Source organism: Paraflavitalea soli (assembly GCF_003555545.1).
Taxonomy (GTDB): domain Bacteria; phylum Bacteroidota; class Bacteroidia; order Chitinophagales; family Chitinophagaceae; genus Paraflavitalea; species Paraflavitalea soli.
The window spans coordinates 2,376,360-2,390,608 of the sequence record NZ_CP032157.1 but is presented as its reverse complement, the minus strand read 5'-3'; the positions used below and the strand labels follow the sequence as shown (position 1 = coordinate 2,390,608).

Genomic DNA, 14,249 nt, shown 5'->3' with positions numbered 1-14,249 from the left:
AAATACACACATATGAATTCAACCAAAACGATTCGCTTGCGACTATTGCTGCTATGTTTTTTTTCCACTTGCCTGCTCATTACCTGGAATAGTTCTGCACAGGAAAGAGCAGGCACAAAAAAGATTACCGGTCAGGTAACGGTTTCCCCGCAAAACAAACCGCTGCAGGATGTTGTCATTTTTATTAAAGGTGCTTCGGTGAACACCACCACGGATGTAAATGGCCGCTTTACCATTGAAGCAAAAGAAGGTGATGTGTTGGTAATAAGCAGGATTGGGTATCTCCAGAAAGAAGTGAAGGTAGGTAAGAGTAACAGTCTGGAAGTGAGGCTGGACGAAGGTGATATAAAAATGGATGATGTGGTGGTGATAGGTTATGGTAAATCAAAACGTAAAGATGTTACCGGGGCCATTTCTTCTGTAAGCGGCGAAGAATTGCGCAAAACACAGCCGGTAACTTTCGACCAGGCGCTGCAGGGTAAAGTACCAGGATTGGTGGTACAGCAAATTTCCGGTCAGCCGGGAGGTGCGGTGTCCATTCAGATCCGCGGATTATCTTCCTTCAGTAATAACCCACCTTTAGTGGTGATCGACGGTGTGATTGTGGGTGGCGCTGCCAACACAAATGGCGGTTCTAATCCGCTAGCCAGTATCAATATGGCTGAAGTAGAAAGTGTCGATGTACTAAAAGATGCATCGGCTACAGCTATTTATGGCTCGCAGGCTACCAATGGGGTCATCATTATCACTACCAAAAGAGGGCAGGTGGGAGCACCCCGCATTGCCTATGACTTTTATGCCGGAAGGCAGCAATTGCCGGGTTACTATCCAACCATGAACCTGCGCGAGTATGCCAGTTTCATGAATGAAAAAAGCGCTATTATCGGATATGATCTGCGGCCACAGTTTGCCAATCCCCAATACCTCGGGGAAGGTACCAACTGGCAAAAAGCATTATTCAGGAAAGCGCCCATGCAAAATCATGCCATCACTGTTAGCGGCGGTGACAACCGTACGCAATACCTGCTGTCGGGTTCTTATTTCCGGCAGGAGGGTATTGCACTGGGATCTGATTTTGGCAGGACCTCAGTAAGGCTGAACCTGGATAATAAAACTACGAACTGGCTGAAGATCGGTACCAGTTTGCAACTGGCGCATATTACTGAAAAAGTGACCACTTCCAGTTCGGGTGTCATTTCAATGGCGCTGAACCAAACACCGGATGTAAATGTGCAGAACGGGGATGGAAGCTGGGGTGGTAATGATCCGAATATCTACGGCGCTTATGCACTGAACCCCTATGCTATAGCACAGATCACAAAGAATGATAAAAAAAGGAACCAGCTATTGGGCAATGCATATGCAGAGATTGCTTTTACGCGTGACCTCTCTCTCCGGAACGAAGTGTCCGGCAGTTTTGATTTTGGGACGCAGGATCAATTTACGCCTACGTATACGATCGGCAGCATCGTTAACAAGGTAAATCAATCCAGCTATTCGTATGCCCAGAGCTATTATACAACGCTCAGGAATTATTTAACCTATAACCGTTTGTTCAGCAACAGGTATAATGTAAATGCTTTGCTGGGGCACGAAGCACAGGTAAGCACTTTTGAAAATGTATCGGCTACGCGTAAGAATTTCCCTTCCAACAGTGTACAGGCTATTAATAGTGGCGATGCCACTACTGCTACCAATTCGGGCGATAAGGGGCAAAGTGCCCAGGAGTCGTATTTTGGACGGCTTAACTTTGGTTATAACGACCGGTACCTGTTTACTGCCAATGTGCGTGCAGATGGATCTTCCAAATTTGCGGCCGATAATCGCTGGGTTACCACTTACTCGGGGGCCTTTGCCTGGAAAATAAACAATGAAGATTTTTTTAAACCGGTCACCTTTTTTAATGAACTGAAGCTCAGGATAGGGTATGGGCTTACGAACAACCAGAATATCAGCGATTATGCCTATGCTTCTACCCTCATTACCAGTGCCAATGGTTTGTCGGGGGTGGCGCAGCTTACTGCCAATTTACCCAATCCCTTTGTACGTTGGGAAAAGACAAAATATGCCAACATAGGATTGGATGCTTCGTTGTGGAACCAGCGTATCAATTTCTCGGTAGATTTTTACGATCGCAGAACTGACGGTCTTTTGCTCAGTCTGCCGCTCCCGCTGTATTCAGGCACGGTACCCTCTACCAGCTGGAATCCCGGATCACTGGCTGCTCCTTATAAAAACATAGGCGCTGTCAGCAACAAAGGATTCGATTTCAGGATCAGCTCGGTGAATATTAAAAGCAAGGATTTTACCTGGCGGTCCGATATCACTGTATCGCATAATGTCAACAAAATACTGACGCTGAATGCAGAGGGAGCAGCCCTGTATGGTTATTATGGAACGGCTATTGCTGCGCGGTCGGTGGTAGGCCGTTCGATCGGTGAATTTTGGGGCTATCAAACGGATGGATTATTTACTGATGCCGGTGATTTTAAGAATCATCCGGCTTTACCGGTGAACCCAACTACCGGGGTAAAGATCCCCATCACGCCCAATACAGGCGGTGTTTGGCTGGGAGATGTGAAATTTCGTGATCTGAATGGCGATACCGTGATCGACCAGCGTGATCAGACGTTCTTAGGAACGCCGATCCCGAAATTCCAGATAGGCTTTAATAATACCTTTTCCTATAAGAATTTTGATCTTAATATTTTCCTCAGCGCCAATGTTGGCAACAAAGTGCTGAACAGCATGCGTATCAACGGTGATAATCCCAACCAGAACTTTGGGTACTTCAAATCGGTGCTCAATTATGCCAGGCTTGGTATGAAGGATCCGAGCGGCTCGTCTACTGATATAAATAATGTATATGTAACCAATCCCGGTACTAACATCCAACGGGTAAGCCAAAGCAGCGGTAATGACAACAACCGGTTATCCGACCGGTTTGTCGAGGATGGTTCGTTTATCAGGTGTAAAAACATTTCACTCGGCTATACGCTGCCGCAAAAGCTGCTGACAAAAGTGCGCATGAATTCCTTGCGGATATATGTGAATGTAACGAATGCCTTTATTATTAAGAAATACAGTGGGGTAGATCCAGAAATAGGTTCCTGGAATCCCTTGCTGGCGGGTGTAGACGATGGTTTTTATCCGCAGCCCCGCGTGTTTACAATAGGAGCAAACCTGGCCTTAACGAAGTAAAAAAGATCATATGAAATCATTATATAGCATTATTATTCCTCTACTGCTTTTGCTGGCGTGTACATCGGGTTGCCAAAAAAGCTTTCTCGATCGTCCGTCTTTATCACAGATCACTTCAGATAATTTTTATCAATCGACTGCCGATCTACGGCTGGCTACTGCAGCATTATATGGCGGCGCTACCTGGTTCGACTATAATGCTTTTCCTTATCTTACGATCGGGGATGTATTGAGCGGCAACCTGCTGCAGCCCTACAATGCCGACCTGGTACAATTCACTACGTTTTCGATCACGGGCGATAATAACCAGTTGGCTGCTACCTGGCGCAGTTTTTACAAGATCGTAGGTCAATGCAACGTTACCATCAAAGCTTTCCACGATAAAGCACCGGCATCAATACCGGCGAAAGACATCAATGCCGCACTGGCTGAAGCAAGATTTATCAGGGCCACTGTTTACTTTCACCTCGTTCAGTTGTGGGGGGCTGTGCCGATCATAGAGGATAACACCAAATTGATAGACTCGTCCTTGCTGCGGAGGAACCTTGTATCGGATGTCTATAAATTTATTGCTTCGGATCTGACCTTTGCAGCCAGGAACCTGCCGGCAACAGATGCAGCAGGCAGGCTGACCACCTGGTCGGCGCAGGGAATGCTTGGCAAAGTATACCTCACCTGGGCTGGTCTGAATCAGAACCTGACCCGCAACCAGGCCTTATTAGACAGCGCTAAGCTATATGCCGGAAATGTTTGTAACAAGAGTGGGTTATCGTTGCTTCCCAGCTATTATAATCTGTTCAGAACGCAGTTTAACGACAACCCTGAATCGCTTTTTGCCTTGCAATGGGCGCCTGGTGTAGGGTATGGGTTGGGCAATTCACTGCAGGCGCAGTTTGCGCCCAGCGGCGACGTGGTAACGGGTGGCGGCGGCTGGGGTGGCGCCATTGGTCCCACCTACGATCTGTATACTTTATATACAGCGCAGGACTCCATCCGGCGCAAAGCCTCTTTTATGCTTACGGGGGATCTTTATTCTGAACTGAATGCGGCAGGCGGAGGATACAGGGCAACTGCCTGTAATCTTAAAAAACATGTAGTGGGCACGGCAGCGGATAATAATTCACCCACGATGGACCTATGGTCCTCTATCGAGCACAATGCGCTGCTGCGCCTGGCCGATGTGTACCTGATATATGCCGAAGCTATTCTGGGCAATAATGCTTCTACAGCCGATGGAGAGGCGTTGAAATATTTTAATAAAGTGCGTACGAGGGCAGGAGTTGATCCGGCACCGCTACTTACAGCCGATACCCTTTTCAGGGAAAGAAGGATTGAACTAGCTTATGAAAGCCAGTTCTGGCTTGACCTGGTAAGGCTTTCCTATTACAACCCTCAAAAGGCTATTGATGCCATCAATAATCAAAAAAGGCAATTGTTTACTTACAGTAATGGTATTGCTACGCCTACGCCTTACAATGTAGCGATCACGCCGGCTACCATTAATACGTTTACGTTGCCCATACCAGCTACTGAGCTGACGGCCGATCCTAAATTGTCGGAACCACCTGTAGCCTATTATTGATGCAAAAAAATTAAACGATCAAACAATGAAAAAGATACTATACAGCCTGGCTGTTACCTATATATTACTGTGCGCTTGTAAAAAAGACACCTCGAACAGCCCTGTTATTACAGGGGTACGCAGTTATACGCCGTCGCCCGGCGATTCTGTGCTCAATAGCCTGGAACCCGGACAGTGGGTAGTGTTGCTGGGGCATGGCTTACAAGGGGCCACGCAGATCTCCTTCAATGGTGTACCTGCCTCCTTTAACAGTGCCTTGTTTTCCGATACCAGTGCAGCGGTACAGGTGCCTTCAGTTATACCTTTTCCTTCAGTGCCGGCGGAAATACTCAATACCATTCTCTATGTGACACCGGGAGGCGCTACAACGTTTACATTTAAGATAGCTGCCCCGGCGCCTACGATCACTTCTGTTTCTAACGAAAACGCCCTTCAGGGGGATTCGGTTCGTCTATATGGCCTTAACTTCTTTTTTATAAAAAGTATCCGTTTTGCGGGCACGGCCATAACTACCTATGCGGGCAGTGCAGACGGGACTTCGGTAGGTTTTATATTGCCGGCATTGACCCAAAGTGGTCCAGTGATCATTACGACGCAGTCGGGTGCAGATACCACTGTATATAACGTGAATGATGGGGTGACCGGGGTTCTATGTGATTTTGATAATATCAATTCTTATAGCTGGGGAGCCACCAGCACCAGTAACAGCAGCAGTCTTTTTCCTGGCAACAGGGGGAATTATGCGATTATGACGGACCCAGTTTTGAATGCCAATGAATGGAGCTGGTGGAACGGAGGCCGGAGTATCAATACGAATGGTGTGCAATGGGTGCCGGTTGATAGTCTCAATGCATCTGTTGGGAGTTATGCATTCAAGTTTGAAGTGAATGTGCCTGCTGCCTGGAATGGCGGGTCGATCTTTGTAGTAAAAGATTACAATACGAACTACCTGGGGCGCTATGAGCCCTGGAAAGATGCCAATGGAAATACTTCCAATTTTAGCACTACCGGATGGAGAACGGTCACTATTCCGCTATCGGCATTTCTTACCAATAATGGAACCGGTACAGCAGCTCCTTCTTTAAAAGATCTGTTGGGTGACGCTGGTTCGGGCAGTGTGAACATCTGGCTGATCAATAATGCTGCATCGGCTACGGCTACGGGGTTCGATGCCGCGTTTGACAATATCAGGGTAGTAAAAATTCAATAAAATAATGAATACTTCTATAACAATGATCACAAATAAAATTACAAGAGGGGCGCGACTAGGTGTTTCTGGTTATTTGGTTGCCATTGTATTTTTCCTTTCCTGTAACAAAAAGGCATCCACTGCTGTTCAGGTCCCCGTTTCCCAGGCAAATCGCTTGTATCCATCTTACAATATATCGCCCCAGGCGCCTGATTCGACAGGCATGAGTACGGCTGTGCAACTGGCTGCCAAATTCAAATTAGGGTGGAACATTGGCAATACCATGGAAGCTACGGGCGGCGAAACAAGCTGGGGCAATCCTCTCATCACGGAGTCGTATGTGAAATTTGTAAAGCAGTCGGGTTTTACTGCTATTCGCTTACCCTGTGCCTGGGACCTGCATGTTGACAACAAAGCCACTGCCCATATAGATCCAAACTGGCTCAACAGGGTAAAGGAGGTAGTTGGTTATTGCGTTAATAACGGCCTGTATGTTATGCTAAATATCCATTGGGATGGCGGCTGGCTGGAAAATAACATCAGTAAACCAAAGCAAGACTCTGTCAATGCCAAACAACAAGCATTATGGGAGCAGATCGCTACGGCCATGCGGGACTTTGATGAGCACCTGATGTTTGCCAGCGCTAATGAACCGAATGCTGATAATGCTGAGAAGATGGCAGTCCTGGCATCCTACCACGAGACCTTCGTTGCTGCTGTTCGTGCTACAGGCGGCAGGAACAGTCACCGTGTCCTTATTGTTCAGGGCCCAAACACCAACCCCGGCTTGACATATGATCTGATGAACACGCTTCCTAAGGACCCGGCATCCAACCGCCTGATGGTGGAGGTGCATAACTATACGCCGGCGCAGTTTTGCTTCCTGAATGAAGATGTGAGCTGGGGTAAAATGGTTTATTACTGGGGTAAGGGGAATCATTCGACCATTGAACCTGATCGTAACCCAACTTACGGCGAAGAAGACGCCATAATTGCTGATTACGACAAGGTTAAACAGAAATTCATTGATAAAGGGATACCGGTTATAATGGGTGAGTATGGTGCTTACAGGCGTGATGGATCGGCTCATGTTCCCAAAGAACTGGCCTTGCATAACGCTTCCGTGGACTATTGGATAACCTTTGTAACGAAAGAAGCATTGGCACATGGCATAAAACCTTTCTGGTGGGACACGGGCGGTGCTTTGGACAGGCGAAACAATACAGTAAAAGATCAGCGTACGATTGATGCGTTATTAGCCGGTGGTAAATAAAGAATCAGAAAGTTTATTGATCAATTAAAACCTTCATTTATGAAAAAGATTAACGATTGCAGTTCTTTTTATTGCCCGCCACGATTTGTAGTGGTTTTTTTGCTGATCCTTTTTTGCTTTTCACAAACCAAACTAAGTGGACAAACCTATGGGAATGTAGCCTTGGGGGGAGGTGGTTTTGTAACAGGGATCATAAGTCATAAAACATCAGGCGATATTTACTGTCGCACAGATGTTGGAGGTGCATACCGCTGGGATGCCGCCAGTTCAAAATGGATCCCTTTGCTCGATTGGAATTCTGAGGATCAAGTATCCTACCAGGGAGTAGAAGCACTGGCGCTGGATCCTCAGAATGCCAATAATTTATATATACTTGCCGGGACTGATTACTTTAATAATGGAAAAACTGCCATTTTAAAATCCACTGATAAGGGAAATACATTCACTGAAGTGGTAGTAACTTCACAATTTAAGGCTCACGGAAATGGTTTGGGAAGGTCTAATGGAGAGCGCCTGGCTGTGGATCCTAATAACAGCAATATCCTTTTTTGCGGCACGAGATCAAATGGTTTGTGGAAAAGTACGAATGGAGGATCGAGCTGGACACAGGCCTGGAATGGAGTAACAACTACCGCCAATGGAAACGGAATCTGCTTTGTGGTGTTTGATCCTTCCAGTGTTTCGGGAGGAGTTACCCGAACTATTTATATAGGAGTTTCCCGCACGGGCGGCAATAATATTTATAAAAGTACCGACGGCGGCAGTACTTTCACTGGCATTCAGCCTGATAATTCATTTATGCCCCACAGGGCTGTTCTATCTTCTGATAATTCTACTTTATATGTAGCCATGGCGAATAGTGAGGGGCCATCGAACGGCAACAGCGGGAGAGTTTACAAACTTGCTACTGCTACCGGAACGTGGACCAACATAACTCCAGGTGGGAACAATTATCCTTATGGAGGAGTAAGTGTTGATCCGGCAAATAAAAACAGGATTATTGTTTCGACGGTTAACGTTTGGAATAACAACGAGTTTTGCAACAACGTATGGGGAGATTTTATTTTCTTTTCTACGGACGGAGGAAGTACCTGGATCTCAAAGTTGACGTGCACAAGCACCCTGAACACGAATGGCATTGGCTGGATTGCCGGCAGTGGGATACATTGGACAGGCAGCATCGACTTTGATCCGTTAAATACGGCAAGGGTAAGGGTTATGTCGGGGAATGGACTTTTTACCTGCGATGATATCAATGCATCCAACACCTCCTGGAAATTTGATGTAAAAGGAATGGAAGAGACGGTAGTACTTGATGCCATCAGCATTCCGGGCGGTAATCTTGTTACAGCGGTTGGGGATCAATATGGTGCTTCCTATTCCGATATTTATGCCTATCCAACCAAGGTACATACGCCCACGGCTGGTACCAACAATGGTATCGCTTATGCCGCGAACAATAGTAATAAAGTGGTGCGGGTTACCGATAAAATATATTACTCTTCTGATCAGGGAGTAAACTGGCCACAATCGGCTTCTATTAATGGTTCCTATGGGAAAGTCGCGTTGTCGGCAGACGGGAATACGACACTTCATTGTCCCGAGGGAAGTAGTACTACTTATTATTCAACCAATAATGGCGGAACATGGACAAGTACAGGAGTTACCAATGTTCAGAATGCTCATCCAATAGCAGATTACGTCAATACCAATAAATTTTATATTTATAATCCCGGTAGCGGACAGCTTTTGGTAAGTACCAATAAAGGTGTAAGTTTTACCGCCTCATCATCCAGTCCTGGCTCGGGTGGTTCACTTCGGGCAAGGGCAGTTCCCGGTAAGGAGGGACATGTGTGGGTAGCGCTGGCGAATGGATTAACGTATACTACCAATAATGGGACCTCCTGGACAACTGCTTCCAATGTTACTTATTGCAGAGCTGTTGGATTTGGTAAAGCTGCAACGGGAGCTACTTATCCCGCTGTCTATATTTGGGGAACTGTCAGCGGAGTTAAAGGTATTTTCCGTTCTATAGATCAGGGTGTTTCCTGGACACGCATAAATGACGATGCCCATGAGTGGGGAGGGGTGGGGAACGGTAATTTTGTAATGGGCGATATGAACGTATATGGCCGGGCATATATGTGTACAGTAGGACGAGGCCTTGTTAGTATCGAATCAGGAGGTTGTACACCTACTGCCATTACTCCGTACGTACAGATCAATGGTGGAACCTGGCAGCAAACAGCCAATTCTTCTTTAGTGGCAGGCGGCACGGTATTGTTGGGCCCACAGCCTACGCAAGGGGGCTCCTGGAGCTGGAGCGGGCCGAATAATTTCAGTGCTACTACCCGTGAAGTATATATATCAAATATCCAGGCCAACCAGGCAGGGAACTATGTGGCCACCTACACCAATAGCGGAGGATGCCAAAGCACACAGAGCTTCACTATCACTGTAACATCGGGCGCTACCGGTTCCATACTGCGGGAGTACTGGACAGGGATCAGCGGAACTGCTATCAGCAGCCTGACCTCCAATAGCAATTATCCCAACAATCCTACTGGCAGGGAACAGCTCACCAGCCTGGAAGGTCCCACCAACTGGGCAGAAAACTATGGAACCAGGATCCGCGGCTATATCCATCCTACTGTAAGTGGAAGCTATACTTTCTGGGTAGCCGGAGATGATAACACGGATCTATACCTGAGCACCAGTGACAATCCTTCCAATAGCACAAGGATAGCTTATGTGAATGACTGGACGAATTCCCGGGAATGGAATAAGTACGGCACACAGCAATCCGCTTCCATTAACCTGACTGCCGGGCAGAAATACTACATTGAAGTGCTTCATAAAGAAGGCGGTGGCGGTGATAATATTGCGGTAGCCTGGCAGGGTCCCGGCATTTCGCAACAGGTAATCGCGGGAAGTTATCTCTCACCGTTCGTTTTGGCAACTGGCAGGGTTTCAGCAGGCAGCCTAACATCGGAGGCCAACAATCATGGGGATGCCATTAGTGTATATCCGAATCCGGCCAATAGGGGAAGGTTTACGATCCTTCTGCCGGAATCTTCCGACCATACGGTGATAAGCATTTATGATAACCAGGGCAGGGTGCTTTATGAAAAGATTGTCCAGGGCAAAAACAAATTAGAGGTGGATTCACGGCTTAAGGCAGGGCACTATGTCATCAGGATCAAAACGAAAGCATTTAATGTCACTAAGCAGCTCATCGTTAATTGACAAATTGTTCATCTTTTTTTGGGAATGCTTCATGGAAGCATTCCCAATTTCATGTACAGGTAGTTCTTTATAACATCCGTAAGCATGATGTTTTCTTTGTGTGGTGGTAAATTTATAAATCATGATAGTTGTGAAAATGAGTTTTAAAAAGGTAGTTTTTTTTGTTGGGCTTCTACTGGGGATGAGCGGATGGGGAATTGGAACAGGTAATCAGCTGCAGGCGCAGCAGGTTGCTCAATTACAAAGTCCGGACAAGACGATTGCGTTACATGTGTATTTGTCCTCTTCCGGCGAAATTCAATACAGGATACAAAAGTCCGGTGCTAACGTCATTCAACCTTCGGCTTTAGGCGTGATGATGAAGGGACATGATTTTACACGCGGTTTAAAACTGGTTATGGCCTCAAAACCTGTGTACATCACCGACCGCTATGAGACGAAGAATGCAAAAAAGAGCCATATTCTTTACCGGGCCAATCAATTGGTGCTGTCTTTTGCTAATGAAGAGGAGAAAAAGATGGAAGTCATTTTCCGGCTATCCAACGATGGGGTGGCCTTCCGGTATTCTTTTCCCTGGGTAAACAGCAAGGAAACGATCATTAAAGAACATTCTTCCTTTGCGTTTGACAAAACAACAAGGGCCTGGTTACAACCCATGAGTGAAGCAAAAACGGGGTGGCAGCATTGTCATCCGTCTTATGAAGAACATTATTTGCAGGATATTGCTGTGGGTACCGTATCGCCTTTAAAGTCTGGTTGGGTGTACCCCGCTTTATTTAAAACCAATAATACCTGGGTATTGATCACGGAAGCTGCCCTTGATGGTACTTATTGCGGTACGAGGTTGATCAACGACTCTGCTTCGTCTGTTTATTCCATCGGATTTGCTGATCCCCGGGAGGTTTTTACAGGTGGGGGCTATTTACCGGAAAACAATAAGCCGTGGCAAACGCCCTGGCGTATCATAACGATTGGAAGTTTGAAAACGATTGCAGAATCAACATTGGGAACTGATCTGGCGCCGGCAGCGCTATTCCGGGATACTGCTTTTGTAAAACCGGGAAAAGCCAGCTGGAGTTGGATCAATAGCAAGGATGACCACATCACATTTGATGAGCAAATAAAGTATATCGATTATGCGCATGACATGCATTGGCAATATTGCCTGATAGATGCAGACTGGGATACGAAGATCGGGTATGATAAAGTAGCTGAACTGTCGGCGTATGCGAAACAAAAAAACGTTGGATTGCTCTTGTGGTACAATTCTGCCGGTGACTGGAATACGGTAGCTTACCATCCCAAGGATCTACTGCTTACGAAGGAAGGCCGGGAAAAAGAGTTCAGCCGGCTGCAGGCATTGGGCATTAAAGGGGTAAAGATCGATTTCTTCGGTGGGGATGGCCGGAGCATGATCCAATATTACCTTGACATTTTGAATGCCGCTGCAAAATATAAGCTGCTGGTAAACTTTCATGGCGCCACGCTACCAAGGGGGTGGCAAAAAACGTATCCTCATCTGATGACAGCGGAAGCCATTTATGGAATGGAGATGGTAACATTTGATCAGGCTGCTGCGGATCAGCAAGCCAACCATTGTGCCATGCTGCCGTTTACCAGAAATGCATTCGATCCGATGGATTTTACGCCGATGAACCTTACGGGGCTTACCTCGTCTACTTGTACCAGAAGAACCACGCCCGGCTTCGAACTGGCCCTTTCGGTATTGTTTTTATCGGGCATACAACATTATGCGCAGGCTCCGGAAGGCATGGTACGGGTGCCGGGTGATGTGCAGGAATTTTTAAGGCATCTTCCTGACAATTGGGATGATGTACAGTTTGTAGAAGGTTATCCGGGAAAGTATGCGGTCATTGCCAGGCGTAGTGGTAAGCGGTGGTACATTGCGGGCATTAATGGTGATAAAAGCGAAAAGAAAGTACTACTTGACCTCGCCTCCTTCCAGAAAAAAAATGTAACGCTTTTCACTGATGGGAATAATAATGAACTGTTCTCGAAATCCGTTCTCACTGCAGCAAAGCAAAAGAAGTATGAGGTTGCGCTGCCTGCAAATGGTGGATTTGTAATGGTGCTTGAATGATCTTAAAGCAAAAGGATATGAAAAAAAAGGAGCTCTTGTTAGCAGTCATCTTTCTTATTTCCATTTCAATAAAACCTGCTGCTCAAAGTACAAAAACTACGAAGCTGTCCAGGCCTTCGGTTCCGGAAAGGGTAATCAATATTGACTTTAGTAATACATCAGGTGCTTTGAATACCTTCTTTAAAGAATGTGTGGGCGCCGGAAGAGCTAATGAAGGACTCAGGGCGGACTGGCAGCAGCAACTGGCTTATGTTAAAAAGGAATGTGGTTTCCGGTATATACGGATGCATGGACTTTTGACAGATGATATGGCGGTTTACAAAGAGGATAAAAATGGCCATCCGGAATACAACTTTATGTATGTGGATGTGCTGTTTGATTTTCTGCAAAGTATCGGCATGAAACCTTTTGTTGAATGGGGATTTATGCCCAGTTCGCTCGCCAGCGGTCCACAAACGATCTTTTGGTGGCGGGGCAATGTAACCCCACCAAGGGATTATGCTAAATGGGCTGGTTTGATCCGTGCGTTTACGCAGCATTTTACGGAGCGTTATGGCGTGGAGGAAGTGAAGACCTGGTACTTTGAAGTGTGGAATGAGCCGAATCTTTCGCCCGGATTCTGGTCTGGAACGCAACAGGATTATTTCAAGTTATACAAGTATACCGCAGAGGCAGTTAAAAGCGTAAACAAAGCTTACCGGGTTGGGGGACCCGGGACTGCCGGCGCGGCGTGGGAGCCGGAGTTGATTGAGTATTGTCATAAGAACAATGTGCCCATTGATTTTGTAAGCACGCATGCTTATGGAGTGAAACAAGGTTTTTTGGATGAGTTTGGCAATTCAGGTACTGTACTCGATAAAAATCCTATGAGTGTAAGCGGTGATGTGCTTCAGTCACGGAAAGAGATTGCCGGTTCGGCCATACCTCAACTGGAACTTCATTATACGGAATGGAGCGCTTCGTATACGCCGGCCGATCCTGTTCATGACAGTTACCATGAAGCTGCGTATGTATTACAAAAGTTGAAGCAGGTAGGTAATGCGGCCAATTCCATGTCGTATTGGGTATTCACGGATATTTTTGAAGAGGCAGGGCCAAGATTCACACCCTTTCACGGTGGCTTTGGGATGTTGACGATACAGGGCATTAACAAGCCTGTATTTTATGCCTACCAGTACCTGAACCGGCTGGGGAATATTGAATTGGCTAATACGGATACAGCTTCCTGGGCTTGCAGGGATGCAGCCGGCAATATCCAGGTACTGGCCTGGGATTTTACCAATACGCATCCGGGCGATTCGGTGAACAATCAGGTGTATTATATCCGGGATGTGCCATCAGCCTCCAAAGGGAAATTAAAGATCCATATTGCCCATGTTGCTGATGGCATGTATGCAGTTGAAGTGTATAAAACCGGTTACCGGAGCAATGATGCCTATTCAACGTATCTCTCCATGGGCAAGCCTGCGCAATTATCGAAGCTACAGGTTGATCAAATAAAGAAACAAAATGATGGTTCTCCGGTTTCGAGGGAGGTCATTACTATAAAAAATGGTGTTCCTTTTTCAAAAGAGCTGGACATGCGGGAGAACGATGTCTACTTTTTAAATCTGATCAAATTATAAATGCTATCAGCTATTAAAACACCTGTTGAAAG

The 14,249-nt window shown here is 46.4% G+C and carries 7 protein-coding genes; all 7 read left to right on the top strand.

Annotation, left to right across the window (positions count from 1 at the left end):
• The first annotated feature begins 12 nt into the window (after positions 1-12).
• Positions 13-3,201 (top strand): SusC/RagA family TonB-linked outer membrane protein, encoded by a 3,189-nt coding sequence (locus D3H65_RS08875; RefSeq protein ID WP_119049970.1) that lies wholly within the window; start codon positions 13-15, stop codon positions 3,199-3,201.
• Between the two features lie 10 nt (positions 3,202-3,211).
• Positions 3,212-4,783: a RagB/SusD family nutrient uptake outer membrane protein gene (locus tag D3H65_RS08870; protein ID WP_119049969.1), complete on the top strand. Its 1,572-nt coding sequence runs from the start codon at positions 3,212-3,214 to the stop codon at positions 4,781-4,783.
• A 25-nt stretch (positions 4,784-4,808) separates the two neighbouring features.
• Positions 4,809-5,993: a glycan-binding surface protein gene (locus D3H65_RS08865; protein ID WP_119049968.1), complete on the top strand. Its 1,185-nt coding sequence runs from the start codon at positions 4,809-4,811 to the stop codon at positions 5,991-5,993.
• Positions 5,994-6,195: 202 nt separating this feature from the next.
• Positions 6,196-7,245 carry a glycoside hydrolase family 5 protein gene (locus D3H65_RS08860; protein WP_211345652.1) on the top strand — a complete coding sequence of 350 codons (1,050 nt, stop codon included), beginning with the start codon at positions 6,196-6,198 and terminating at the stop codon, positions 7,243-7,245.
• A 39-nt stretch (positions 7,246-7,284) separates the two neighbouring features.
• Positions 7,285-10,491 carry a T9SS type A sorting domain-containing protein gene (locus tag D3H65_RS08855; RefSeq protein WP_119049967.1) on the top strand — a complete coding sequence of 1,069 codons (3,207 nt, stop codon included), beginning with the start codon at positions 7,285-7,287 and terminating at the stop codon, positions 10,489-10,491.
• Positions 10,492-10,672: 181 nt separating this feature from the next.
• The gene (locus tag D3H65_RS08850) at positions 10,673-12,592 is read left to right on the top strand and encodes a glycoside hydrolase family 97 protein (RefSeq protein WP_119049966.1); all 1,920 of its coding nucleotides are present in this window, start codon (positions 10,673-10,675) and stop codon (positions 12,590-12,592) included.
• Between the two features lie 17 nt (positions 12,593-12,609).
• Positions 12,610-14,217: a GH39 family glycosyl hydrolase gene (locus D3H65_RS08845; RefSeq protein ID WP_119054441.1), complete on the top strand. Its 1,608-nt coding sequence runs from the start codon at positions 12,610-12,612 to the stop codon at positions 14,215-14,217.
• The last annotated feature ends 32 nt before the right edge of the window (positions 14,218-14,249 follow it).

Excerpts from the sequence above, each read along its gene's own strand:
- D3H65_RS08875 (WP_119049970.1), top strand. The coding sequence starts at position 13 with ATGAATTCAACCAAAACGATTCGCTTGCGACTATTGCTGCTATGTTTT.
- D3H65_RS08870 (WP_119049969.1), top strand. The coding sequence starts at position 3,212 with ATGAAATCATTATATAGCATTATTATTCCTCTACTGCTTTTGCTGGCG.
- D3H65_RS08865 (WP_119049968.1), top strand. The coding sequence starts at position 4,809 with ATGAAAAAGATACTATACAGCCTGGCTGTTACCTATATATTACTGTGC.
- D3H65_RS08860 (WP_211345652.1), top strand. The coding sequence starts at position 6,196 with ATGAGTACGGCTGTGCAACTGGCTGCCAAATTCAAATTAGGGTGGAAC.
- D3H65_RS08855 (WP_119049967.1), top strand. The coding sequence starts at position 7,285 with ATGAAAAAGATTAACGATTGCAGTTCTTTTTATTGCCCGCCACGATTT.
- D3H65_RS08850 (WP_119049966.1), top strand. The coding sequence starts at position 10,673 with ATGAGCGGATGGGGAATTGGAACAGGTAATCAGCTGCAGGCGCAGCAG.
- D3H65_RS08845 (WP_119054441.1), top strand. The coding sequence starts at position 12,610 with ATGAAAAAAAAGGAGCTCTTGTTAGCAGTCATCTTTCTTATTTCCATT.